Below are 24,631 nucleotides of genomic sequence, written 5' to 3' on the forward strand. Positions count from 1 at the left end.
CGGCCCTCTCGGGGACTGGATTAATAGGGGGATATTCTGGATCTCAGTATTGTCATACCGACTGTTGGACGCCTTGCGCCTTTGCGGGCCTGCCTGCGCTCACTCTTGAATCAGCATCGCCCTACCTATGCCTACCAGATTTTAGTCGTCTGTAATCCAGGGAGTGAGTCTGTTCGTGCGATGACGCTTGAGTTTCGCGCCATGGGATTACCCGTCCAATACTATTTCAGTGAAGGCCGCGGTGCCAATAGAGCTCGAAACAAGGGGGCCAAGATCGCAGAAGGCCGTTATCTTCTCTTCTTGGACGATGACACAGAGCTGCCGGATTGGGATTTTCTCAAGCGCATTAGGGATCGCGTTGTCGGTCATCGTACAGAAGTGGCACTTGGTGGCTTCTACTTGAGTCCTCAAGGGAGTAGTCTTCCTGCCCGTGTCTACAATTGCGCCGCAAATCTATGGATGATGAAGGCTTCGAAAAGCCCTCACCGTCGACCTGTGATGGTTGGCGGCTGCACTCTCATTGATCGGCAGATTTTTTGGGGAGTCGGAGGATTCGAGGAGAGCCAGGAAGGGGCGGCTGAGGAGCTCGCCCTGAGCCAGCGCATTCAAGCCCGGGGCCACAAAGTTGTTCTGAGTCCGCAGATTTCGGTTCATCACTATTTTCAAGGCGGTTGGACGCGGCTCTATGGCAACGCTTTTAGACACGGCCAGGCAAAGCCTGCCAACCAGAATCAGCGGCTGGATTCCATCTCGTCGCGTCAGGTTCTTTCCCTTTTGAGGCGCGGTAGGGCCATTGACCGACGCTTAGGCGAGAGTGCTCTCGCTCGGCTCTTGATTCCCAGCCTTGCTGCCTATTATTTTGTGGTATTGACAGGCTCCACTGTTGGAAAATGGTTGGGGCGAAGGTCAAATGCTCAAGATGGTTACTTGGAAGCAGTCGGCTCCCAGTCCCATCCCGACCTTTAGGCCCAAGGAGTTTGAGAATATTATGGTTAAAAATCTAATTAGGAAGTTTCCTCTTGCTCGTCGGGCCTATCGCCAGACGGCAGATGTTGCCAAGCCTGATATCTCGATCGCTCATCCCAAGATGATCCGCATCGAAGCATCCTCCTACTGCCAGTTAAAATGTCCTGCTTGTCCCACAGCCCAGGGTGATATCCATAAGAGCATCGTAGGTTCAAAGTTCCTCAAATTTGAAGATTTCAAAAGAATTGTGGATGCCGCTGATTGGATTATGGAGATTGAATTGAGCAATTGGGGAGAGATCTTTTTAAATCCGGAGATCGTCAAAATTTTCAATTATGCTTACAAAAAGGGAATAGACCTTGTTGCCTATAACGGAGTTAATTTTAATACCGTCAAAGATGAGGCACTCGAGGGCCTGGTTAAATATAAAGTCAAAGCTCTTACCTGTTCCATCGACGGTGCCTCTCAGGAAACCTACGTTCAATATCGTCGGCGTGGCAACTTTGACCAGGTGATAGCCAACATCCGTCGTCTCAATGAGTTTAAGAAGGCTTATAATTCTGAATATCCACGCCTCACTTGGCAGTTCGTTCTATTTCAACATAACAAGCACGAACTCGAAGCGGCACGGGCTATGGCCAAGGAACTCGGCATGGAGTTTTATACCAAGGTGTCTTGGGATGATAATCTGGCCGCCAAGAACGAAGACGGTGAAGTCATTCAGGAGGTGAGCCCGTGAGTGAAGAACTGAAGAGTCACCAAGAAGCCAGTCAACCTCAAGCGGAACGCCCTAAAGAGAAGTCGGTCAAAGACACCATCTCTGAGCTGGAAGAGAACAAGAATCAATATTACAAAGGTATTTGTTACCAGCTCTGGACCCAGCCCCAAATTCACGCTGACGGCAAAATCCTCGGCTGTTGCTCCAACTTTTGGGGAGATTTCGGCAGCGTATTTGATTTTCCGACTCTTTTAGAGGCTATCAATAACGATAAGATACGTTATGCACGCAAGATGTTGGCCGGCATTGAGCCTGAAAAAGAAGGAATCCCTTGTACTGATTGTCATCACTGGAAGGTGATAAGAGACATGAAGAATTGGGTGACTCAGGACGAGATCAACTCCTCCTACTAGAGGATCGCTGAAAACAGCTCATCTGCGGCGTTAATCGCCTTCCCGCTCACTCCATCTAGCATTGCGGGTCTTCGACCCGGCCAGTTGAGCCTACTCCCTCCGGTCGCTCAACTGACTGCCTATCCTCCAATTGGTCTCACGCGCCTCGTATTTCGGCCCTTTTGACGAATTTATCTACTTGCCTTGCATCAATCTGATGCCCGAGGCACCTGAACTGTTTTGAGCGATCCTCATATCTAATCTTTCTCAAAGTGAATACAGGGATGAGATAGGTGCTTTTGCGGATCTGTTTTTGGAGTCACAGTCCCTTTGAGACGCGTCGAGTGCGCGCGACGGAGCGTATTGGACTGCGGGATCACATTAAGTGATCGTGCTGTCCGAAGACGATCCGCGGCCGCAAGCGGGTGTCGAAAAGGGAACTTTGACTCCAAAAACAGACAGGAAAAAGTACTTCGAAGGGAACTAGTGAGCCTTGCTTTCTTCCATTGGTTGGCGCAGAATCCGCTTGCGGTATTGGTAAGAGATCATATGGAAGGGCTTACGGATAGGCCAGGTGAGCTTGAATAACAACCAACCAACTGGCAACAAAACCTTGCCGTAAAGGGGGCGGATCGCCTTGTGATATATGTTGGCGATAACCTTCCAGTAAAAAGGCAAGAGGAGCTTTCCGTAAATCATACCGGCAATAAATCGGAATGGTCTCGTCACCTGCCAATAGATCGGCACAATGGCTTTCCAGTAAAAGGGCATCAAAACTCGCCAGCGGAGATTGCCAATGACCCGCCAACGAAAAAGATTGGTTAGGCCATAGACTCGCCAATAGGTCCAATTGGCGATGGCCTTAATCCTCCAGTAAATCCAGCAGGCCGTGGGCCAAATGGCCCGCCAATAAATGAGCTGCAGGGTTCTGCGGGTCAGTCCACCTGTCAGTCGCACGGTCGCCTTGGGGGCTGGGTGAAACAGGAACCACATCAGGCGCCAGCGGAACTGATGATACAACTGGGTCAGCCAAAACAAGGTGGCCTTGGTATTGATCGCAGGCATATCGATCTTCATATTTTCACTGGGAGCCAGCATTCCGCGAAAATCCTGAAAGGCCGAATCATCCAAGCTGTGATGAAAAAAGATTCGACAGGTTTTGGAGAGAATCATCTGTCGACGAGCCGGTGAGCGATTGTACTCCGACTGGCTCGGCGGCGGATGCAGGTGGTAAATCTCCACGTCATTGAGCAAAAATCGGCAGCCATCTTTGGCCAACCGGTAGCCCAAGTCCACATCTTCAAATCCATAATACAAAAATGTTTTGCGAAACCATCCCAGACGTTTAAAGTCAGCTGCTTTTACCGCCAGGGAGTGGGTACATACGTACTTCCAATGATTGTGGAGCTTGTTCCAGTCATCCGTGGCCTGAAATTGGGCCCAATAGGGGTCCTCTGGATAAGTGTCGATCTCCGGGTCAACCAACTGGTAACTCGTGAGCTCGTTGCTGACGTCTTCATTGAGAAACAGCCTCTTCCCCTGAATGACGTCATAGTCCGTCATCTTTTCAATCAAATCTGACAGGTAATGGGGGGGGAGAAGCATATCCGAATCCAAAAACAGGTAGACCTTACCCTTGGCATTCTTGACTCCCGCATTGCGGGCAATTCCAGCACGAAACTGGCTGTCTCCCCTCTTGCGTGGGGTGAGCCTTGAAAAGAACAGATATTTAAAATTTCTCACACCCTGAAAAGGGGCAATGAATTTTAAAAGCTCCTCTTGGGTGCCATCGTCACTGCCATCGTCAACGACAATGACCTCATATTTGTTGGCATCCAGATTTTGTTTAAAAATATGCCTCAACACATTTTTCAGATAGTCCCGGCAGTTGTAGGCTGGAATGATGACCGAGACTTGCACATCCGAAGTGTCTTCGGTTGCGGACTCAATCAAGGGTGAAAGGCTTGGCTCCAGTTCACGATCATTAGGGATGTGAGGCTCAAACACGTCCACGCCTTTTGGTCCCTTGATTCGCAAAGACTTTCCAGCCTTTCTCACCAGCTGAGCGGTTTTTCTTAAAGTCTGATTAATCTCCGGAGTGATAAACATTCTTTTGGTTTCAATGGGGTCCAAAGGAAAATAAAAATGCAGGTCGTTCAATACCGCATGAGGAAGTGAGGCCACGTATTTTGGAATCTTTCTCGGGTGGGTACCTACAATCGTGTAATAGGCGTAGTCAGCCTGATCCTTCATAAGCTGAAACAGCTTATCCTCTTCATCGCCGGGAAAACCAAGCAGCACATTGAAGAAGACCCGTTCCTGAGCCAAACGAATGAGTTTGTCGTGAAAACTTGGGCTCCAACTTTTCGCAGAGACCTGAAGCACAACTTCTAACCCCAGATCGTGGCATTGCTTAACTATCTGATGAGACTTGGGATGATTCAGAAAATAGCAGGGGAAGACCACCGCCTGATACTGGCCGTCTTTGGCCCTTTTGAGGCTGGCGGTAATCTCTTCTCCTGATTTGTCTTCGCTCCGTCCACCGGTTTCGCCACAATATCCGCAAATACAAACTTCATCTTGGGCGAAAGGAAGAAAGTAAAACCGGCAAAACTCGGCCTCAATCTCCCTTCCCTGGAAATGGCTGCCAATCCCCAAATTTCGGTCGCGAACTTCTAACTGCATCCTGCGTTTTCTTAAGTTTTAAGCCTCAATGGTGCGGCCGCAAACGGAGCCACTCTTTGTATCTATTAAGGGTAAAATCCTTTTTCAATATAAAAATAAACAGTGCAGAAACCTCGTGGGGTTTCGGTTTCCGATTTTGGTTCTTTGCCGCCCACTCCTTTCCCATTTGAAAAGAGTGATCATAAAAAACTAGCAGGAGTTCTGTGAGTTTGGAAGGATAAGGACAGGCATCAAAAATGGAAGATGGTGTCATTTCCAGGGACACACCGGCCTGTGATCTTCTTTCGGCTCCAAAACCCTGCCAAAAGGCCTTGGCAAAAAATCCCTTTAGACGCAGGTTGAGGCGATGTTCGACAGTTAGGTTTGGATCAAATTTTAGGCGATGACCTGACTTCACCAGACGAATGTTGAGTTCGGTTTCTGCCCCACCAAACTGAATATCGGGGTTAAAGCGAATTCCACTGTCAAAAACGGAGCGGCGGAAAGCCATGTTGCCCCCCACCAGATTGGTGGTAAACCCACTGCGTCTCACCGAGTTGTCCAACCATTGGCGGCAGATAGAATTGTAGACCTGCTCCATATTGTTGGATTCCTCCGGAATTGTGTAGGGGCCGCCAACCGCTGAGACCTCCGGCCACCGTTTGAGTTGGGCCACACAGCGACGCAGGTGATCCTTCTGATCCAAATAGCAATCATCATCAAGAAACACGATAAAATCGCCCTCGGACTTTTTGAGGCCAAAGTTTCTGGCATGATTGACCCCAAGCCGCCCCACTTCCCAGAAATGCCAGTTCGAATAATCAGACAGCTTGCTCTTTAATTTCCTCCCCAGGCTGTAATCAGGAAGATTGCTGACGATATGAACTTCGAATTCATCAAGAGGAAGGTCCTGAAGATAAATAGAAGTGACCAGGTCGAGTATGTTCTGGTGCCGCTTATGAGTAGGAATGACAACTGAAACCAACATAGAAAATTTCTATCAAGTCCTCTGCCTATGGTGCAACAATCCTCTTCTTAAGTAAGGCCTTGATTGACACTGATCGTCTGTCCGGTCAGTGATTGGCTCAGGGGAGACAGCAAATAGGCCACCATATTGGCCACATCGGTAATTGAAGTCGTGCGTAGGTGTTTGATATTGTGGCGCAATTTCTCCTCAGTGGCTGACTGGGAGGCACTTCCTGGGTGTCTGGACAAATAATAGTCCTCGCTAAACCCTGTCGTCACACAGTTAACAGTAATATTTTGGTCCATCACTTCACGAGCAAGAGAGAGGCAAAAGGCTTGGAGCCCGGTTCGGCAGGCGGCTCCAACAGCTTCCTCGGGAAAGCCAAGTCGGAGTGCGTCTTGGAGAATAAAGATCAATCGCCCTTTTTTTCGCCCCTCTAAGAACTTCAAGGTCGCGTGGGCCATGATCAAGGTTGGACGCAGGCACGTGTCGATGACTTCGTCCAGAGCACTGAGGGCATGAGGGTCATTCAAAGGTTTGCCCGGTGGACTGGCATGAAGATCCACATAACCCTCGATAGTCCCAAATAGCTCAGCCACACGAGATACAGTTTCATGAGCCTGCTTGGGATCACAAAGATTGGCCGCCATCGCGGCTGCCCGGCCATATTCCGGATGGACTTCCCGGGCATCGCTCAAATTTTCCGCAAATCGGCGGGCATGGTCCACATCCTGAGCAATCATCACCACGTCAGCCCCAGCCTCGGTCAGGGTTGTCGCCAGAGACCGGGTTAAACCCGAAAACGGGCCGCCAATGATAATGGTCTTTTCCGTAAGGCGAATGCCAATTTGGGCTTTCATGCTGACTGTCTCCGTGAGTCTGGTGAGGTGAATGTGAGTGTCATGAGAATAGAAACATTATCTAAGACGGTCAATTGACAGTCCGCAATGAGTTCAATACAAGCGAGACCGGAGGTAATGCTATGAAGGTTCTGGTCATTGGTCAGGGGGGTCGCGAGCACGCTCTGGTGAGAGCCCTTAAACTTTCGCCGAGTGTGGTGGAAGTGCATGCAATACCAGGGAGTGCAGGGATGGCAGGAGATGCCATTTGCCATGAAATCTCCCCATCTGATCCTCCTGCTGTTGCCAAGTTTTGCCATCAACATGAGGTAGGTTTGGTGGTCATTGGTCCCGAGGTTCCACTGGCGGAAGGGCTATCAGATCAGCTAAGAGAAAAGGGTCTCCATGTTTTTGCCCCATCACAGGCGGCAGCCCAACTGGAAGCCTCAAAAGTCTTTTCCAAACAATTTATGGAGAGAGCTGGTGTGCCCACTGCCCGATACTTTGTGGTCAAAACCTTGGCTGAGACGATGGAGAGATCTAAGGAGTTTTCTCCCCCCTTTGTTCTCAAAGCCGATGGTTTGGCGGCCGGCAAAGGTGTTTTCATCTGCAAAACCGAGGACGAGTTGAGACGAGCTGCGCACTCTTTGTTTGAAGAAAAAAGCCTTGGTGAAAGTGGAAACCAAGCTCTGCTTGAAGAGTTTCAGCCCGGTTGGGAGCTGAGTTATTTGATTTTGACTAACGGTCAGTCCTATCAACCCTTGCCTCTCAGTCAGGATCACAAGAGATTGGGTGATGGGGATTTGGGTCCCAATACCGGAGGCATGGGGGTCGTTGGCCCCCTGGAGGTTTCGCCCGAGTTGCGAAAAAAGATTCATGAGGAAATCCTCGCTCCCTCGGTGCGCCAGTTAGCAGCAGAATCTTTGCTCTATCGGGGAATTTTGTATGTTGGGGTCATGGTCACGGAAAATGGCCCCAGCGTATTGGAATACAATGTGCGTTTTGGCGATCCCGAAGCGCAGGTGGTGTTGCCGCTTTTGAACGGCGATTGGGGCCAGGTGATGAAGGCCGTCAGCCTTGGTGAGCTACCCGAACTCGAGTGGAGGCCCCTTCACTGCGCGTGTGTGGTTTTGGCCGCCGAAGGATACCCTGATCAACCCAAAAAGGGTGTGGTGATTGATGGCGACCTGAGCGCTCAGACAGCAAATAGTTACTTTCTCCATGCCGGAACCAAGCGCAATGCTGAGGGTGAGTGGGTGACCGGTGGTGGTCGAGTTTTGAATGCAATTGGCATAGGTTCGAGTCTCAAGGAAGCCTTGGGTACAGCTTACAATCAGGCAGAGAGGGCGCAGTGGCCGGGTCGTCAAATGAGAAGTGATATTGGCCATAAAGTTTTGGGTTCGCAATGAATTTTGATGATGTTCACCAACACTTGGAAGGTGGTGGAATAATTGCTTACCCCACAGAGACGGTATGGGGGATTGGGGTCTTGTTCGATAATGAAAGGGCCCTGGAATCCCTGATTGAGCTCAAAGGACGTGAGGTGAGCAAGGGTGTGAGCTTGTTGGTTTCAGATTTTTATATGGCTAACGAGATTGCTCAAATCGACAGTGAAGAAGTGAAGAGGTTTTTGCAGATTGTTTGGCCAGGCCCTTTGACCGCCGTTTTGCCAGCAAAGGACTTTGTTTCTCCCGTTATTCATGGGGGAACAGGATATGTCGGGCTGCGATTATCCAGTCACCCATTGGTTTCCCGCTTAATGGGAGTTCTACAAAAGCCTTTGACCACAACCAGCGCCAATAAATCTGGCGAAGATCCCGCGCTTTCAGAGGATGATTTGTACTGGTTGCCCGAGCAAGTCAGGGTAGTGTCTGAAATAGGGGAGGGGGCTGGAGGGCAAAAGCCCTCCACTGTTGTCAGAATTGATGGCGCAGGAGTCGAGATATTGCGGGCTGGGGCAATTGGCGAAGAGGAGTTAACCCGCCTCGCTCACATTTGCGGTTTGCACCTTGTTGAGTCCAAATAAGAGATCCCAATATCCACGCAGACTTCCCCATCCATAGCTAAAATGGGTGAGCGCCATCAGAGCGATAACGGGAAACACTTGATCTATTTTGCGATGACTTCGATAGAGCCGCCAAGACTCGATCATTAACAAGGCTCCATAAATGGCATAAAGGTGTAGCGCTCGTGGCTGAAAAAAACCAATAAGAGGCAGAAGGGCAAATGTCAGTGTGCCTGCCGCTGAGGCAATCGATGGCAGATGGAGTCCTCGGCGCTTGGCGGAAATCCACCTTGCCTGGCTGTATCCGAAGCGCACCATCCTTGAGCCCCACTCCCTCCAGTCGTTGGCACAACGATTGATCACCACAGGGTCAGGCCCCATAAATAGGGGTGAGCCCGATTGGTTCAGACGGACTCCTAGATCCACGTCCTCGCAAGTTCTGGAAAATGAAGAGTCAAAGTTACCAATATCCAAAATCCGTCGGCGAACAAAGAGGGCATTGGTCGTAGGGATATGGTCCGCTGGAGACAGTTCGCTCACCCACTGAGCCTGAGCCGAACCTCCGTGGCCGAGGGGGCTACTCAAAACCAGATTGAGAGTCTCACCCAATCGAGTCGTAGCATCCATGCGATTTGGCCCCCCCACGCCTCCGGTCTTGGCTTGTCTCACCTGGCAGAGACGAAGATTTTCCCGGAGCCGGGCCAGCCATCCCGGGGGAACCTGGCAATCACCATCAACAAAGGCGATCAGCTCACCACAGGACCCATTAACTGCCATAGCCCGACTATGACCCAGGTTATTTTGAGGGGCTTCAAAGATTTTGAAAACAATCGGGCTCAAAGCCTGAGCTTGTCTGAGAACATCCAGTGTGGAATTTTTCCCGCCATTGTGGACCACAAGAACCTCAATCGGGCGACTGTCCTGGGGTTCAGAGAAAATCTGACGAAACAAGGGCAATAAGAGACCACCCTCATCAAAGGTGATGATCGCTAAGCTAATGCTTGCTGTTTCGCTGTGCAAAATACCTCCAAAGGGCGAAAAATTCCCTTTCGGGGGAAAAAGTCGTTTACTGAGTCTCATCCAACCCTTATCTTTTAATAGCCTATTTCCTCAGAATTTCGAAGTCCTAGAGGTAGATGAAAAAGCAGACCGTTTTTATTTCAGGAATAGCCGGGTTTCTTGGCAGTCACTTGGCCGACGCGATGTTAGCTCAAGGCCACCGAGTGGTGGGCTGTGACAACCTATGGAGCGGTGACATAAGCCATGTACCCAGCGACGCGGACTTCTTTGAGGCTGACCTTAACGACTATAAGAAGATCAACAAGATCACCCAGAATGTAGATGTGATTTTTCACACAGCCGCAACGGCCTACGATGGACTTAGCGTCTTTAGTCCCCATTTTGTAACGCAAAACGTCTATTCCAATACTGTATCCTTAGCAGCTGCGGCAATAGATAATAATGTTCGGCGGTTTGTGTTTTGCTCCTCAATGGCTCGTTACGGACGCCAAGAAGTTCCCTTCCGCGAAGAAATGACCCCATCCCCGCGGACTCCCTATGGTGTGGCCAAGTATGCGGCGGAAAAAACAATTGAAAGCCTCTGCCGCATCCACCAGCGTGAGTTTGTAATCTGTGTTCCTCACAATATTATTGGACCACGTCAAAAATATGATGATCCTTTTCGCAACGTTGCTGCCATCATGATCAATCGGATGCTGCAGGGTAAGCAGCCCATCATCTACGGAACCGGCCAGCAGAAGCGTTGTTTCAGCTATATCAAAGACACTCTCCAAGTTTTGGAGCAACTGGTCTTTGCCGATCAGGCGGCTGGACAGACCATTAATGTCGGTCCCGATGAAGAGTTTGTGACCATCCTTGAGCTGGCTCAAACCATTGCTGAAGTCATCAATTTTGATCTTCGGCCCATCTTTGTCGATGGTCGTCCCGGCGAAGATACCTTTGCCAACTGCTCCGCTGACAAAGCCCGCCGCATGTTTAGCTACGAAACCAAATACAGTCTTCGTCAGGGCATCGTAGACATGGTGGAATGGATTCAGGCTAAGGGGCCCAAGCCCTTTCAGTACGATATCGAAATCGAAATCAAGAACGAACTACTACCCTGCACCTGGCGCGAAGCCATCATCTAAGTATGGCTGGTGAAAATGGGTCATCTGCGGCGTTAGAGACCCCTCTCTCTCACTCCAACGTACATCTATGTACGCCTCCGCTCATTCGAGGGGCCTCTGCCTTGCATCTAACCCATTTTGACCAGCCATAGACTGCCGAAAAGAGCCCATCTCCATCGTTGAACGGGATTTTCTAATTGTTGATCCACAAAATCCTTTATCCGTTAATTCGGTCCTTTGCCGACCATTCTCCGCAAATCCTCACGCGCCTTTCGGCCGCAGGCGTGTCTTCGGAGTGCGTCAGCCCGCTGCCGCACCCCGTTCGGCTGAGCCTATTCCCTTCGGTCACTCAGCCTCCCGCCCTGCGCGACGGCGGAGGATTCGGATTTCCGGGAATGGCTCGGCAATCGGGCCTCTTCCCGGACAAAGGCAGCACATAGTTTTGTGGTTCAACAATTAGGGGGGCCAGATTTTAATGAAAATTGCCAGGGGGCAGCTCTCCATGAGGCGAACTCCCGCTTTCCCAGTGAGTGAAAATCGAGTTCGGCTCGGTGCTGCACACTGAGAGAGAGCGCTGCTGCCAGACGCAATGTCTGAAGATTTTTACTCAGCTGGGATAAGAGGGAGAGAGACTCATGGACTGACCCATCAATACTGCAGGCGGTTTTTTTCGATCAGCCTAGGTTTATTGGAAGGAGTAGCGGAGGAGGGTCCAGAGGAACAATGGGCCATCGGTGAAGACCGAGAGTTTGGATTCTCCCAAGCGGCGATGGTACTGGATGGGAATCTCCCGGTAGGTACCACCGCTTTTCAAAAAGCGAATGGTCATGGCGAGGGAGAAATTCAGATCATCGGGTAAGGTTTGGCAAAACTCTTCCCGGTAGCCGGCTGAAAAGACCCTCATGCCTGTGCAGCAGTCCTGGACCTCGTGTTTCAGGAGGGCTCGGGTAAGGTTCCGGTAGAGCCAATTGCCCAGATAGCGCTGGGGAGGCATTTTGGTGTTTTCATTGAGGCGATTGCCACAGACCATGCCCGCGTCTTCTTCGTCGAGAGTGCGCACCATGGGAATCAAATCTTCCGGTTGGCAGGTATCGTCCAAATCGTAAAAGCCCAGGAGTTGTCCCCGAGCGGCGGTAAACCCAGTCTTCAATGCCCGACCATAGCCTTGGTTTTCTTCCAGTCTAATGAAGCGAATCTCGGGTTCCAGTTTTCGTAACAAATCAGCACTGCCATCAGTTGATCCGTCGTCGACGACAATGATCTCCAAATCAGTGAGCCCCGCTTCCTCAATGATTCGCGAACGGTCACGCAGCAATTTGTCGAGAACAACGGGAATGGCCTCTTGTTCATTGTGGCAAGGTAAAACTAGGGACAAAACGGACACGCAGGCCTCCTGGCAGAGTCAGGTCTGAACCTCTAGTTTAAAACCAAGGGTTGGTGCAGGGGCAAGCCCTAACTGCGTTTCCGGTCCTGGAGGCAGGTTTAGCCCATCTTAGGGCGGTGCGCGTAAGATTGCGATTCGTTGATAAAGAACTTGTGAAGTTCCTCCACCAAAGGCGCCACAGCCGGGAGGCATACACATCTTAATCTGAATGCAGCTAATATTGGGATCAGCGCAGCGAACACAGAAATCAGGTCCTCCGGGAGCATCGGCACAAGCGGGAACATTGGCCGTATTGGTGGTGGCGCCGATCGCTGGCTTGTTGGGGCGAGCGTCGAGAAAGGCCTCAACACCTAACTGAGCATAGGCCTTTTCCGGATATCCGGTGTAGGGAACTGCCTTTTCAAGGGCCGGTTGGGCCGATTCCAACAGTTGATCCCAGATGGCTACAGCCTGATTTTTGATTTTCTTGTGAATGGGAGTGACATCTTTGATGTTCATTTCCAAAGTGGGAATAGCCGTGCCGTCCGCATCATATTCATTTTTGGAAATCACTCCCGTGGTATCCAGACAATAGTCGCTTCCGTTGGTGGAACGAATACAGAAGTTGGCACTGGCCGCATTGCCATCAATGTCATTGGTCACACAGATTGCGTTCAGTCCAGCATCAATATTCACTTGCGTCGTTCCAAGAGGGCAGGGCTGAGCTGGCCAGGCACAGTACTGAGACCCTGGAGGGTAGGGTGGTGTTGGGGCAGCGCCTTGAGCTACACTATTGATCGGTCCGGGTGCCGTTGGGCAAGCCACGGTTGGAGGACTTATGACAAACCAAGAGGGATTGCGCAATTCAAAGGCTCCATTAAAACGCACGGCGAACTGTTCCATCATGGTGTAGGCCTGAAGAGATAGGCGTAATTTACTTCGTGTCTTAGACGACATTTGAATATCGGACATCATCAGCGACACGCCCGTTCCCAAAATAATTACCGTGGCCATAGCCATAGCGAGAGTCGAAACACCACGTTGATTAGCTAGGGGAGTTTGAAATGAAAGAAGTTGCCTGACCTTCATCAAAAGCCCTCCGTTGAATTAAAGCGGGTGATATTGGGAAAGTTAAAATCAAAAAAGTAAAGCCCACCATTGACCCGCTCAAAAAATCGCCTGTCAGCAGGAGGGTTGGTGGTATGCAATGGTGGCCCGAGAATATTATTGCGGAAGACCACATGGATGGTGCGGTCCATTTCCGAATAAGGGGCCAGATTGGCGCACATGGCAGAGGCGCCCATCTCGTTTGGTCGGCAAAAGCGCCATAGATCCCGTTCAGGCGTATTGAAGACTCGCATCACTAGGCGTATATCGACTCCTCTTAAGGGAACCGCTAGGGAGGCCGTGGGAGGATCAGGGTTGTCGACCATCACATCGACGATATTACCAAAGGAAATAGAGCTACCAGCGGCCGAGTTGTCGCCGGCTCGTAAGTTTCCAGCGCCCGGCCCTAAGGCTTCGGTGACCCACAGGACACCTGAGAAGGCAGAGGTCTGATGCTGGTAATAAACTCCCACGGCGTTAACATCTGTTAGTTTACTGGCCGCGGCGTTGACGCCACTTCTTTGAGCCTCTTTTAAGAAAACGGCCAATGTGGTGACGGCCGGAGTTGGAGGAGCAGCAAGAGAGGATGCGACGGTATTTGGTGCTTGAACAAGCTGGCGGACCCGTCCGCAGGTACTGCCCGTAAAGCAGGATCCACCGGTCACCTGAGCACCAAAGGCGTTTAGATTAGCTGCACCTGACCAGCGCATGCCCAAACCTTGTCCCATATGGCGAAGGATGGCCATGTTGGCAGACATCAGATTGTCGATCATATGTTGACGTTGCTGGTTGATCTTAATGCCTTCATTGGTTTGAATGATGAGACCACCGACACTGACAAAGATCACCGAGGCGACGACCATGGTGATCATCAATTCAGGAAGGGTATAGCCCTTCTCATCTAGGTGAAAATAGGATTTGCAATTACCAATCCCCAAAGGAAATCCTCCCGTTCCAACTCTAGGATCAAGAATACCATCACTAGCCAATCAGAACCCAGTCGGGTGGTATCCATGTCTCTTGTTTAGACATAATTTCTGCCGACCCCATGTCGATCTTCACAATTCCTTATCGGCCCGATAAACAAATCATTGCAGTCGGTTTTCGTTTGTTGGAATTCTCAATGTGAGACGTAATCCCTTAGAAATTGTCGTTACAGCCTGAGACGCGGATAATTTTTTAGTGTTGTGATGGGTCATTTATGCCGATGATAGTAACAGGTAGAAAGTACTTAATTTTGGGTACTTGTTTGACGTTACCTGGACTTAATAACTTGGGGTAGTGAACTTGTCGCGTTGGGCACCAGGTTCGAACAATAGCAGAGGTTTCTCTCTGCCTGAGGTGATGGTATCGATTGCGATCATTGGCGTGACCGCATTGGGTATCTCTCGCCTTTTTATCAGCGGAGCCGCCGGCACCAAAGCCATGAACCAATCCAGTGCTTGTGTGAACCACCTAAACTCGGTGATCAATCGCATCCGTGCTCTCGGAACGCGGGTAAATATTGGTGACTTTATTCCGCCGGCCGGTAGTTCTCCTGTCAATCGTTGGGCGGTTGTTGGTGGAACGATCCAGGTGGAGCAGGATGCGGCGACTATTGATCCTGCCCATCGCTATCCGCCTTCTACGGCCTATAACATTACCAACGTTCCTGCGGGGCCGGCTGCACCAGTCCTTGTTCGAACACCTCATCTTATTCAAGGTATTATGGGTGGTATGCTCGCCATCTATAACAGTAGTACGGCCAATTTCTGTACCAACGTAAATGGATCCGTTTACAGTGTCGCCGGCCCAGCGCTCAGTAGTTTGTTTGCTCCGGCCTCGAACACCCAAACATTAATTAATTTGTCGACCACTGTTCGCATTCAACCCTTTGATTTGGGTTCTGGAGCGATTGTCGGCTGTCCGGCAGCACCACTGTTTATTGCACCTCGTGGTCAGCCGTCCAATATGTCTACAGCGATGACCACCGGACGAGGAGGAGGATTAGGTAATGGTCTGGACAACACCATGGCTCCTCAGGGGATCGCCTGGGCTGCCGGTGTTCGAAACGATGTGGGCTTGCTCGTGACCTTGCGAGCTAGTTATGAAGATGTCAATGGAGTGGCTTTGGGTTGTACTGCGGAAATGCGGCTTCAATATCCAGAAGACGGTGGTGTCCCCGGCGCACCCACAGTGAGCATTGAACGGAACTCTACCTGGGATGACCCTGGTATCGGCCTTCCTGCTGATCAGCGCGTTGGCGAATCTGGTGCTGGAACAGGTCCGGTGACACCCACTTCAACTGATGTCGATTGTTCGGCATTCAACACTAACACCATCCAACTTAATGTGGGATATCAGGATGCGGTCAATAACCCCAATGAGGCAGGTACAGTTCTTCTCTGTCGAGACAGATCCTACCGTCTTCTTCATCCGCGCAATGATGTGGGCTATTTTGCGGCCTGTACAAATGCGGGAGGCGCAGTGATAGCAGGTCGAGAGCAGTTTCCACCCATGGCTTACTTTTCGGGCGCCGCTCCTGGTGACCAGGGTTTGCCTCGCCCCCAATGGAACCCAGCTGTTCCATATGTTAATGGTGGATTTGTCGACGTGCCTTACCTGGATACGGCAGCCCACCCGGGGTACTTCAATCTGGCTATGTCCAACAACACCTGGACCCCTTGTGATCAAGCGCAGGTTTGTGGTGTTGCTCCCGGATTAGGTCCGGCCACTCTCGGTGCTGGCACCAAATTCTATTCTTTTACATGGACCAATTTACCTTCGGGCTGTGTGATGCAGATGGATGTTCGCTCCATGGATACAGCTGGTAACCTTTCTCCCATTTCTTCGGTGGACAATACGACAATTTCTTCTTCTGCTAACATCGTTCAGTATCCACGTTGTGGTAACTGGTGTGGTACCGGCGGTGGGTACATTGGTGGTCAGGCCGGATATTTCCGTTGCGGACCTTGTCCTTAATCTCCCTGTCTCATTTTTCGCCAAAAGTAAATATTCTGTCTCATGCTAGGAGCTTAGACAGCATTCGTGCGCTTTTGAGACAGCAAAACTGTACACTCTGTTGACGATGTATTGTTTTGAAATTCGTCGATTGTTTTGACGACCTCAATGGGTTCGACAACTTACCATTCACCAGAGCTAAAGTTCTGCGTTATGACAAAGTGAAGCCTGGCCTATTCCTTGCTCATTCCTATTGTGTACCGGGGAATTTAAGTGTCTCAAGATGAGACCGGGAATAAGAGCATGAAATTCAAGGTTTTCAAGAAATCCATTTTAATTGTCAGCATCGCCTTAATGGCTATGCCTACAGGGTTGTGGGCAGCGGTCAGAAATCCGTTTGTACTTCCTCACGAAGCAGGGATTGAGTTGGATCTGAGTGCCATCGAAAAGATCCGACCCAAAGAAGAACTGGCCCGCATTCAGACGGAACTATATATTCCCGTCAACATCGCAGCCAGTTCGGACGAGACCTACGTTGCCACCCGCATTCTCACTCATAGTGTAGGAACACTACTGGAGTCACCTGAGTTGCGCAAAACCAGCGTTGGCTATGCGGCCTACACTATCAATGAGTCCATGAACACTCAGGTAACCTTCAGGCCCGACGGTTCGGATGTGAAACACAGGGTTCGCTTTCAGGTGAAAGCTGCAGAGACCGTTGCAGCTGTGAACTATGAAGGTTATGTGAATGCAAAACTGGCCTACCGAATCGACAATAGTAATCTGGACTTCGAAATGACTAAGTCACTGGACCCGGCCACGACCCTGGTTTTTAACCACTCGGACGTGCCAGGAGAGACAAAAGATCTGTTGTCTCTGCGCTGGGTATTTTAATTCTCTTAAAATCAAACTTGCTTCCAGGAAGGAAACGGGCGCTAACAGGCCATGGATGGCCTTATCAAAATCACGCCGATGCTTCTGGCGGAGCCAGGCCCTTCTTTTTAATCTTCTCGACCAGCGTGGTTCGATTCAATCTCAGCAAGATGGCTGCCTGATTTCGGTTCCAGCCAGTCTTTTCTAAGGCCCGCAAGATGAGGGCATTTTCGAAACCATCGACCGCAGAATTGAAGTCCATTCCTGATTCGGGAATTTCAATCTTCTCCGGATTGGTTTGCACGCTGCCACGGCTTTGGTACTTTATGGGCAAGTCGCTCAGGCCCACAATGCCCTCGCCCTTCAGAATCGTTAGGCGTTCGACCAAGTTCTCCAACTCACGGATGTTTCCCGGCCAGGGATAGGAGTAAAGCACTTCCATGGCCTCGGGAGCCATTCCAGAGAGTTTTCTCTCTCTGCCTTTATTGAATTGCTCCATGAAATGGTGGACTAGGAGTGGAATATCGGAGCGGCGCTCACGAAGAGAGGGGATGCCAATAGGGATCACATTGAGCCGATAGTAAAGGTCCTCGCGAAAGCGTCCTTCCTCCACCGCCTTTTCCAAATTAGCATTAGTAGCCGCCACGACTCGCACGTTGGCGGTGATGGTCTTTGTGCTTCCCACTGGCTCAAAAGTTCTCTCTTGTAGCACGCGCAGGAGCTTTACCTGCAGGTTGGCACTCATATCGCCAATCTCATCCAGAAACAGAGTCCCGCCCTCGGCCATTTCAAATCGTCCTATGCGATTGGCGATAGCTCCCGTGAAGGCTCCTTTGACGTGACCAAAAAGCTCACTCTCCAAAAGCTCGCTGGGGATAGCTCCGCAATTAATTGGGATAAATGGCTTGGTGGCCCGAGGTGAGTTGAAATGAATGGCCTTCGCTACCAATTCCTTTCCGGTTCCACTTTCTCCAGTTATGAGAACCGTGGAGTCGGACTCGGCTACTCTTTCGATGAGATTGAGGACCGAAAGTATCTCGTCACTTTGACCAATGATATTGTCGAATCGGTATTTCTTGTGCAGGGCGGACTTAAGTTGATGGTTCTCCGCCTCAAGCTCCTTGTGTTGAAGGGCCTTATCGATCAGCGAGAGAATTTCATCCAGATTAAAGGGCTTGCTGACAAAGTGGTAGGCGCCCTTTTGGGTCGCCTCCACGGCAAGTTCAATAGTTCCAAAGCCAGTGAGGATGATGACTTGAAGCTGAGGCTGATACATTTGCAGCTTGGTCATAAGCTCAATGCCATCGCCATCGGGCAAACGCAAATCGACAAGAGCTAAGTCTAGCGGCGTATCTGACTGTGAGAAGCTTTCAGCCTCAGAACAGCTGGAGGCTGTAATAACCTGGTATCCCCTTCGGTCCAAAGCCCTGAACAGGGCTGTACGAAGACTTGTTTCATCGTCAACTATAAGGATTCTTCGCGCTTGCATTCCGCTCCCTTCCTTGGTTTTTAGTCACCTCAATCCTTGAGATGCATTATTGTGCCACTCATACTTTGCAAGCTGTTGTCTCTTGTGAATTTGCTTGGAATCGTCGTCTTGCACTTAGGCGAACCAACGTTCTACTAGGATCATGTTAAGGCTGAAGATTTGGCAGTGTCAAATTTTGCAGTCAAAAACTTGGCTCTAAGCCTTTAAATCTGGACGTTTCAGGGAAATCCTTGCCGAAGTACCAGTGCCTGGCTGGGAAGAAATTTCCAGAACTCCCCCATGGTCCGATATGATTGTAAACGCGACCGTCAATCCTAAGCCTGGATTATGGCCCGTACTTTTGGTGGAATAGAGGGGGTTAAAAATCTTTTGTTGATCTTTACTGGGAATACCAGGGCCGTTGTCATCTATATTGATCTGATAGGAATTCCTTTCTGCGATCAGACGAACATCAATACAGCCGGGGTATCCAGGGTCCTGGATCATCTTTTCTGTCACCGCATCTATTGAATTTTGCAGGAGATTGCGCAGGGCCTGGCTCAGGTGTGAGGGTTGTCCTTTTATTTGACAGGACTCCTCCGGGATCTGGGCTTTGAGCGTGATTCCCTGGCTTCGCGTCTGTAGCTCCATAATTCTAACCGCCTGGGTGATCACGTCACCGAGGTCAAACGTCTGGCTGTCAGAGGCCCCATCCCAGCGGGCAAAGCCGAGAAGGTTTTCTACGATTTCCTTGCACCGCCGAGCGGCCTCTTCCATGGCCTCGATATCCTCTTTGATTTCGGAGTCCGGATCGAGGTCCATGCGGATTAGCTGTAAAAAGGACATGATGCCACCAAGAGGATTATTGAGTTCATGAGCAATGCTGCTGCCAATGGTTCCCAATTCAGCCATCTTTGCCCCTTCCAGAACCTGCCGTTCCATTCTTAGCTGGTCGGTAACGTTACGAAAGAATAGGATTCTAACCTTGTCCGGATTGGATCGTAATGACAGAGGTTTTTGGGAAATGTCCCACACCTGTCGGTCCTTGTCGTTAGTCGGAAAAACCTCCCAGCGCTGTACTTGTCCACTCTGGACATCCTCTGGGGCCTTGCGGCCGCTTAAAGCTTCAAAACAATCTTTGCCAAGAAGTTCATTGTAAGGGCGTCCCGAGGAGATCATATAGGCGCGGTTCATGCGAATCACTTTGTATTGGCTATCGGTAATACACAGGGGCTCGGCAATCGCATCAAAGGTGGCTTCCCACTGGGCCTTCAGGCTGCGTGTTTGTTCAAGAGTTTTTAGTCGATCAATGGCGAGAGCCACGGTTTCAGCAATCTGATTGCAGAAGTCGATTTCGTCACCGCCAAAGTCGGGTTTCTCAATTGGGCGGGCAAAGCAAATCGATCCAGACCTCTTTTTGCCAATGTGCAAGGGTGCTTTATAGACCCGTATAGAGCCAGAGGCAGAAAACTGATCGTTCCCCAAAAGACTGCTTTGCGAGGAAAACAGTATGCGTGTCCAGCTCAATTGCAGGTGTTTGGCAAGCGCCTCATTCAGATGCCTCTCCATTTCACTGACACTTTGGGCCTGGTGAATGGCGAGGAGGGCCCCATGAAGGGCCTCAACTTGCAGGTTGGTTCGCAAGACCCGCTCTCGGGCGCGAGAGAGATACTTTTGTCTCTTTTCAACTTTGACTTCCAACTCTTTATTGAGTTTTTTTAATCGCTCATTTTGATCGTGAACGAGGTTGAGCAGATCGGAATTCTGGCGCGTCAGTTGAAACTCTTCAAGAGCTTGAGTAACCAAATCAGGGAGAAGATCCTCACGGAAGCCAATAAGAATTTTAAAGGGGTGGTTTCGGTTAATCAGTTTTTTCAGATTGGTTATCGACAGGCCTTCGTTGATGAGGATGACCTTTGTCTCTGGGGCGTCCTTGCGAAGTTCATCGAGAATTCTACTCAACAGAGGAAGCTCCTGATCCCTGGCCACGAGCACCACCACCCAATAGTGGTGTTCTTTTAGTTGAGGTTCGGCCTGAATCAAGTCAGGTACCCAATCGGCGCCAAGAGGACCCTGTAAATGACTGCCGCCACCGGTGAGTAAAACGCTGGAGCGTATATCCGTCGCCATGCTTTTATTTTACGGGAAGAGGAATCTCCTGCTCAAAGATCTTTTGCAATCCCGGTCCGAAGCGGGTCCAGGTTTCGTCAGCCGATGCACCTTCAGCTTCTTCAGTACAGATGACAGGTATCCCTTGGTCCAGCCATCCCCACTGTCCCAGACTTCCTGGTGTGGGATAGCCGATATCGGGCTGAATAGGGTAGCCTGAACTTTGGGCGAGATAGCCAGGTGCGGGGTGAGTGGGGTCCCCAGCGAATATAACTCCAGGTTTCCAAGAGTGGAAATGCACGATCAAGCGAGGGCGGTACTTGAGAGCGAGAGCGACAAGAGCCTGAACCTCGGGTTCACTTCCAGGATTGGGGCCAGGATAATAGCGCTGTCCCTTGGACTCTGAAGACCAATCCCGCGAGGGGAAATTGCGATTCAAATCCACACCATTGCCGTTGGTTCTTTGCTTGGTCGCTTCTCCATCAGGGTTAATACATTCGATCAGGAGCCAGGGATTATGAGACTGTACAGTGTTGTTTTTTAGCCACGCGAGTAGTTTTTTGGCCAGAGCAATTCCTTCAGGTTCATCTCCGTGCACCCCACCGACAAAGAGTAGGGGTCTCAGCCTTTCTAGTTCAGAAAGTGGAACGGAGTGATGCAATTGGATGTTGCGGCCACTAGCGGAGTGGGCCCAATCTTGAACCACTAAAGACATGTCTCTAACACACAGTCCTTTCTTGACCTTTCACAGAGTCGATCATAACAAGAATACATGGCAAAAAAGGGATTTTCCACCATTCTATTGGCAGCGGGTAAAGGGACACGAATGAAGTCTCCTTTGCCTAAGGTTTTACACCCGGTCGCAGGCCACCCCATGATTAGTCGAATTGTGGGTGAGGTTAAAAAGGCAGGCGCTAAAGAAATCCGGGCCGTTCTTGGTTTCGGTGAGAACCTGGTGAAGCAGGTGATCGAGCCCCTTGGAGCTTGCTCCTTTCACCAGAAGGAGCAAATGGGAACAGCGGACGCGGTCAGAGCAGCCCAGCCGGAAAGTCTGGAAGGTACAGTTCTTATTCTTAACGGCGATCATCCCTTGATTGAAGCTGATGAAATTCGAGCCCTGGTGAGCGAGTTTGACGAGTCCAACTATGACCTGTGTGTTGTAACAGCGGTTGTGCCCAACCCCAAGGGCTTCGGACGCATCGTCAGGCAAAATGACACCATCAAGGCCATCGTTGAAGAGAAAGATGCCTCCCATGATACCAAGCAAATTTGTGAAATCAACACTGGTGTTTACCTCATTAGGTCCGAAGTTCTCAACGAGTACTTGCCTCAGATTAAGAGTGAGAATGCGCAAGGCGAGTTTTACCTTACAGATATTATTTCATTGGGTCTAAAGGGTGGTTCTTCTGTGGGAACTTTGCGGGCCAGTCGCAAAATGGCCTTTGGAGTCAACAGCCAGGAAGAGTTGGCAAAAGCAACGGGTTACATTTTTCGTCGTAAAGCTCGTCAATTGATGGAATCAGGTGTGATGATGGTTGATCCAAAAGTCACTTACATTGAAGACGACGTGGAGATCGGTGAAGGCACCGTAGTCTATCCAGGAGTCCTAATTAAAGGGCCTGCGCAGGTTGGCCGCTTCTGTGTATTGGAGCCAAATTCGGTGATCAATCGCTGTGAGTTGGGAGATTCAGTTCAGGTGAGAGCTGGCTGTTATTTGCAGGAAGCCGTGATTAAGGAAAAGGCTCAGCTTGGCCCTTATGCTCACATCCGTCCGGGAAGTGAAGTTGGGGTTGATGCACGAATTGGGAATTTTGTTGAGCTGAAGAAAGTGAAGTTTGGTGATCGCGCCAAAGCATCTCACCTGACCTACCTTGGTGATGCAGAAATTGGCGAAGATACCAATATTGGATGTGGAACCATTACCTGTAATTATGCTGTTGATCGCAAGAAGTACAAAACCATCATTGGCAAGAACGCCTTTATTGGCAGCGACACTCAGTTTATTGCCCCGGTGGAAGTTGGTGATGGCGCCGTTGTTGCTTCAGGATCAACTATTACCAAGAATGTTCCAGCCGGAGCCCTGGCTGTGGCTCGTGGCAAACAGATCATCAAGGAGAACTACAAGCCCGCGGGCACTTCGAATGTGGTTACTCCCGTGGGACCTGACGAGGTGGCCCCATCATCACGGAAGGAATAGATCATGTGTGGAATCGTCGGATATTTGGGTCACCGTGATCCGAAAGTCGTTCTGTTAAACGGATTAAAGAGTCTTGAATACCGGGGATACGATTCTGCAGGAGTCGCAATTTTAGACGGTGGAGAATTCAAGAGAGTTAGAGCCGAAGGTAAATTGGTCAATTTGGAAAAGAAGGTTAAAGACGAATCCTTTGATGGCCGCCTTGGGATTGGTCATACCCGCTGGGCGACTCATGGTCCCCCGAGCGAGAGAAATGCCCATCCCCATTGCGTGGGAGGAGTGAGCCTAGTTCACAATGGCATCATTGAAAACTACGCGGAGCTTAGGGAAGAGCTTGCAAAAAAAGGGGCCACCTTTGACTCGGATACGGACTCAGAACTGGTGGTTCACCTTCTGGCCCGGGAAGTGGCCAAGAGTCAAAGCCTTTACCAGTCGGTGTTAAAGGTCTTGCCTCAGTTGCGTGGTGCCTATTCTATTTTGGCAGTTTCAAAGGACGAACCCGATGTCCTGGTGGCTTTTAAAAACGGCCCACCCTTGGTTGTGGGGAAGGGCCAGGACGAGGTGGTGATTGCTAGTGATGTGCAAGCCCTTCTTCCCTACACAAAAGATGTAGTATTTTTGAAAGATCATGAGGTCTTAGAGGTAACAGGGGCGGAGTTTCGCCTGACCAGTCCCGATGGGAAAGATCTTCCCGTTAAACCGATTCACATTGAGTGGAGTCCGGAACAGGCTGAAAAACAGGGCTACCCACACTTCATGTTGAAGGAGATTTTTGAGCAACCTCGCGCTGTAGCTTCGGCCATCGCGCCACATGTAAATCTGGTGACCAAAGAGATTCAGCTCAATCGAGTAGGTTTTTCCGGTGTCGCGGTTGAGGATCTTGCATCCATCGACGAAAACAAGGACTGGCAAATCACCCGCAAGACTTTGTGTGAAATCGAGAGGGTGTTTGTCGTTGCCTGCGGAACAAGTTATTACGCAGCCATGACAGGTGAGTATCTGATCGAACGATTGGCCCAAGTGCCGGTGGAAGTGGACCTGGCCAGTGAGTTTCGCTATAGGCACCCGGTGTTGCCTAAAAATTCACTTTTGATTGTGATTTCCCAGAGTGGTGAGACGGCGGACACCTTGGCGGCGCTCCGTATGGCCAAGGAGATGGGCACCCGGACACTGAGTATTTGTAATGTCATGAATTCCTCCATTGATCGTGAGGCGGATGGGCACATGTACATGAACGCCGGTGTTGAAATTGGGGTGGCCAGTACCAAGGCGTTGGTTTCGACAATGGCTTTACTTAATGTGCTGGCCCTCGCTTTAGGGCAGGAGAGAGGATGCCTTGCCGCGAATCAAATTAGGGAGAATGTCGAAGCTCTTCAGGCTGCTCCAAGTCAGATGGAGAATGTTCTTGCCTACAATCAGTGGTTTGCCGAGGCCGCCGATACCTTGAAGCAACACAAGGGTTTTCTCTATATGGGTCGGGGCGTGAGTTACCCCATGGCGATGGAGGGTGCCTTAAAACTAAAAGAGCTGGCTTATATGCACGCCGAAGGCTATGCCGCGGGTGAAATGAAGCACGGTCCACTGGCTCTTATTGACGAGCGCATGGCTGTGGTGATGCTGGCTCCACAGGATGATTTACAGGAAAAAACCATCAGTAATTTGGAAGAGGCCAAAGCCCGTGGCGGCAAGATTATTTCCATCGGCACGGGTGAGGATGAGAAGCTCAGACGAGTGTCCGAGCATTACCTGGCATTACCCGAGGCCCCCTGGATGGTGAACCCGCTTTTGGAAGTGATTCCTCTCCAATTGCTTGCCTATCACGTGGCCTCAAGCCTCGGCCACGACGTCGATCAACCCCGCAACCTGGCCAAATCTGTAACCGTGGAATAAAAGTCGC

At 50.4% G+C, this 24,631-nt stretch carries 20 protein-coding genes; 10 read left to right on the forward strand and 10 right to left on the reverse strand.

Going from position 1 to position 24,631, the window contains the following annotated elements:
- Positions 1-33 precede the first annotated feature (33 nt).
- The 3 genes from H6624_18985 to H6624_18995 are packed head-to-tail and all read left to right on the forward strand — an operon-like array spanning position 34 to position 2,097.
- Positions 34-966: a glycosyltransferase family 2 protein gene (locus H6624_18985; GenBank protein MCB9086433.1), complete on the forward strand. Its 933-nt coding sequence runs from the start codon at positions 34-36 to the stop codon at positions 964-966.
- A 22-nt stretch (positions 967-988) separates the two neighbouring features.
- On the forward strand, positions 989-1,705 hold the full coding sequence (locus H6624_18990) for a radical SAM protein (protein MCB9086434.1): 717 nt from the start codon (positions 989-991) through the stop codon (positions 1,703-1,705).
- Positions 1,702-2,097, forward strand: coding sequence for a hypothetical protein (locus tag H6624_18995; protein ID MCB9086435.1), 396 nt, complete (start codon positions 1,702-1,704; stop codon positions 2,095-2,097). Before H6624_18990 ends, H6624_18995 begins: the two co-directional genes overlap by 4 nt.
- 462 nt (positions 2,098-2,559) lie before the next feature.
- On the opposite strand, the gene H6624_19000 is transcribed toward H6624_18995, so the two are convergent.
- The 3 genes from H6624_19000 to H6624_19010 are packed head-to-tail and all read right to left on the reverse strand — an operon-like array spanning position 2,560 to position 6,567.
- On the reverse strand, positions 2,560-4,761 hold the full coding sequence (locus H6624_19000; protein ID MCB9086436.1) for a glycosyltransferase family 2 protein: 2,202 nt from the start codon (positions 4,759-4,761) through the stop codon (positions 2,560-2,562).
- Positions 4,762-4,786: 25 nt separating this feature from the next.
- On the reverse strand, positions 4,787-5,728 hold the full coding sequence (locus H6624_19005) for a glycosyltransferase (GenBank protein ID MCB9086437.1): 942 nt from the start codon (positions 5,726-5,728) through the stop codon (positions 4,787-4,789).
- A 47-nt stretch (positions 5,729-5,775) separates the two neighbouring features.
- Positions 5,776-6,567 carry an SDR family oxidoreductase gene (locus tag H6624_19010; protein ID MCB9086438.1) on the reverse strand — a complete coding sequence of 264 codons (792 nt, stop codon included), beginning with the start codon at positions 6,565-6,567 and terminating at the stop codon, positions 5,776-5,778.
- 122 nt (positions 6,568-6,689) lie between these two features.
- Between H6624_19010 and purD the strand changes: the two genes are divergently transcribed.
- Positions 6,690-7,955, forward strand: coding sequence for a phosphoribosylamine--glycine ligase (gene purD / locus H6624_19015; GenBank protein ID MCB9086439.1), 1,266 nt, complete (start codon positions 6,690-6,692; stop codon positions 7,953-7,955).
- Complete coding sequence (locus H6624_19020; protein ID MCB9086440.1) at positions 7,952-8,572, forward strand: threonylcarbamoyl-AMP synthase; 621 nt, start codon at positions 7,952-7,954, stop codon at positions 8,570-8,572. Before purD ends, H6624_19020 begins: the two co-directional genes overlap by 4 nt.
- Here the strand turns inward: H6624_19020 and H6624_19025 are convergent.
- Positions 8,522-9,571: a glycosyltransferase gene (locus tag H6624_19025; protein MCB9086441.1), complete on the reverse strand. Its 1,050-nt coding sequence runs from the start codon at positions 9,569-9,571 to the stop codon at positions 8,522-8,524. The genes H6624_19020 and H6624_19025 overlap by 51 nt on opposite strands.
- Positions 9,572-9,687: 116 nt before the next feature.
- Between H6624_19025 and H6624_19030 the strand changes: the two genes are divergently transcribed.
- Positions 9,688-10,698, forward strand: coding sequence for an NAD-dependent epimerase/dehydratase family protein (locus H6624_19030; protein ID MCB9086442.1), 1,011 nt, complete (start codon positions 9,688-9,690; stop codon positions 10,696-10,698).
- 664 nt (positions 10,699-11,362) lie between these two features.
- Here H6624_19030 and H6624_19035 read toward each other — a convergent pair.
- The 3 genes from H6624_19035 to H6624_19045 all read right to left on the reverse strand — a co-directional run bounded on the left by H6624_19035 (position 11,363) and on the right by H6624_19045 (position 14,085).
- Entirely contained in the window at positions 11,363-12,061 is a 699-nt protein-coding gene (locus H6624_19035; protein MCB9086443.1) for a glycosyltransferase family 2 protein, read from the reverse strand.
- A 108-nt stretch (positions 12,062-12,169) separates the two neighbouring features.
- Positions 12,170-13,129, reverse strand: a complete 960-nt coding sequence (locus H6624_19040; protein ID MCB9086444.1) for a hypothetical protein — start codon at positions 13,127-13,129, stop codon at positions 12,170-12,172.
- Positions 13,129-14,085: a prepilin-type N-terminal cleavage/methylation domain-containing protein gene (locus tag H6624_19045; protein MCB9086445.1), complete on the reverse strand. Its 957-nt coding sequence runs from the start codon at positions 14,083-14,085 to the stop codon at positions 13,129-13,131. Before H6624_19045 ends, H6624_19040 begins: the two co-directional genes overlap by 1 nt.
- A gap of 406 nt (positions 14,086-14,491) precedes the next feature.
- Between H6624_19045 and H6624_19050 the strand changes: the two genes are divergently transcribed.
- Together H6624_19050 and H6624_19055 are read left to right on the forward strand one after the other, a co-directional pair.
- Entirely contained in the window at positions 14,492-16,108 is a 1,617-nt protein-coding gene (locus tag H6624_19050) for a hypothetical protein (protein ID MCB9086446.1), read from the forward strand.
- Between the two features lie 282 nt (positions 16,109-16,390).
- Complete coding sequence (locus H6624_19055; protein ID MCB9086447.1) at positions 16,391-16,981, forward strand: hypothetical protein; 591 nt, start codon at positions 16,391-16,393, stop codon at positions 16,979-16,981.
- Positions 16,982-17,051: 70 nt separating this feature from the next.
- Here the strand turns inward: H6624_19055 and H6624_19060 are convergent, their stop codons facing one another.
- The 3 genes from H6624_19060 to H6624_19070 form a co-directional block, all read right to left on the reverse strand.
- Complete coding sequence (locus H6624_19060; protein ID MCB9086448.1) at positions 17,052-18,449, reverse strand: sigma-54-dependent Fis family transcriptional regulator; 1,398 nt, start codon at positions 18,447-18,449, stop codon at positions 17,052-17,054.
- A gap of 195 nt (positions 18,450-18,644) precedes the next feature.
- On the reverse strand, positions 18,645-20,558 hold the full coding sequence (locus tag H6624_19065; protein ID MCB9086449.1) for an ATP-binding protein: 1,914 nt from the start codon (positions 20,556-20,558) through the stop codon (positions 18,645-18,647).
- Positions 20,559-20,562: 4 nt separating this feature from the next.
- A complete protein-coding gene (locus H6624_19070) occupies positions 20,563-21,252 on the reverse strand; it encodes a DUF2817 domain-containing protein (protein MCB9086450.1) in 690 nt (229 codons plus the stop codon).
- A 57-nt stretch (positions 21,253-21,309) separates the two neighbouring features.
- Between H6624_19070 and glmU the strand changes: the two genes are divergently transcribed.
- On the forward strand, positions 21,310-22,734 hold the full coding sequence (gene glmU, locus H6624_19075) for a bifunctional UDP-N-acetylglucosamine diphosphorylase/glucosamine-1-phosphate N-acetyltransferase GlmU (GenBank protein ID MCB9086451.1): 1,425 nt from the start codon (positions 21,310-21,312) through the stop codon (positions 22,732-22,734).
- 3 nt (positions 22,735-22,737) lie between these two features.
- Positions 22,738-24,624, forward strand: a complete 1,887-nt coding sequence (gene glmS, locus H6624_19080) for a glutamine--fructose-6-phosphate transaminase (isomerizing) (protein ID MCB9086452.1) — start codon at positions 22,738-22,740, stop codon at positions 24,622-24,624.
- Positions 24,625-24,631 lie beyond the last annotated feature (7 nt).

It is taken from the genome of Pseudobdellovibrionaceae bacterium (assembly GCA_020635075.1).
Lineage (GTDB): Bacteria > Bdellovibrionota > Bdellovibrionia > Bdellovibrionales > UBA1609 > JADZEO01.

What these genes read in the sequence shown, in the direction of transcription:
- H6624_18990 (MCB9086434.1), top strand. Translation starts at nt 989, where the DNA reads ATGGTTAAAAATCTAATTAGGAAGTTTCCTCTTGCTCGTCGGGCCTAT.
- H6624_19000 (MCB9086436.1), bottom strand. Translation starts at nt 4,761, where the DNA reads ATGCAGTTAGAAGTTCGCGACCGAAATTTGGGGATTGGCAGCCATTTC.
- H6624_19005 (MCB9086437.1), bottom strand. Translation starts at nt 5,728, where the DNA reads ATGTTGGTTTCAGTTGTCATTCCTACTCATAAGCGGCACCAGAACATA.
- H6624_19010 (MCB9086438.1), bottom strand. Translation starts at nt 6,567, where the DNA reads ATGAAAGCCCAAATTGGCATTCGCCTTACGGAAAAGACCATTATCATT.
- purD (MCB9086439.1), top strand. Translation starts at nt 6,690, where the DNA reads ATGAAGGTTCTGGTCATTGGTCAGGGGGGTCGCGAGCACGCTCTGGTG.
- H6624_19020 (MCB9086440.1), top strand. Translation starts at nt 7,952, where the DNA reads ATGAATTTTGATGATGTTCACCAACACTTGGAAGGTGGTGGAATAATT.
- H6624_19030 (MCB9086442.1), top strand. Translation starts at nt 9,688, where the DNA reads ATGAAAAAGCAGACCGTTTTTATTTCAGGAATAGCCGGGTTTCTTGGC.
- H6624_19040 (MCB9086444.1), bottom strand. Translation starts at nt 13,129, where the DNA reads ATGAAGGTCAGGCAACTTCTTTCATTTCAAACTCCCCTAGCTAATCAA.
- H6624_19050 (MCB9086446.1), top strand. Translation starts at nt 14,492, where the DNA reads ATGGTATCGATTGCGATCATTGGCGTGACCGCATTGGGTATCTCTCGC.
- H6624_19055 (MCB9086447.1), top strand. Translation starts at nt 16,391, where the DNA reads ATGAAATTCAAGGTTTTCAAGAAATCCATTTTAATTGTCAGCATCGCC.
- H6624_19060 (MCB9086448.1), bottom strand. Translation starts at nt 18,449, where the DNA reads ATGCAAGCGCGAAGAATCCTTATAGTTGACGATGAAACAAGTCTTCGT.
- H6624_19065 (MCB9086449.1), bottom strand. Translation starts at nt 20,558, where the DNA reads ATGGCGACGGATATACGCTCCAGCGTTTTACTCACCGGTGGCGGCAGT.
- H6624_19070 (MCB9086450.1), bottom strand. Translation starts at nt 21,252, where the DNA reads ATGTCTTTAGTGGTTCAAGATTGGGCCCACTCCGCTAGTGGCCGCAAC.
- glmU (MCB9086451.1), top strand. Translation starts at nt 21,310, where the DNA reads ATGGCAAAAAAGGGATTTTCCACCATTCTATTGGCAGCGGGTAAAGGG.
- glmS (MCB9086452.1), top strand. Translation starts at nt 22,738, where the DNA reads ATGTGTGGAATCGTCGGATATTTGGGTCACCGTGATCCGAAAGTCGTT.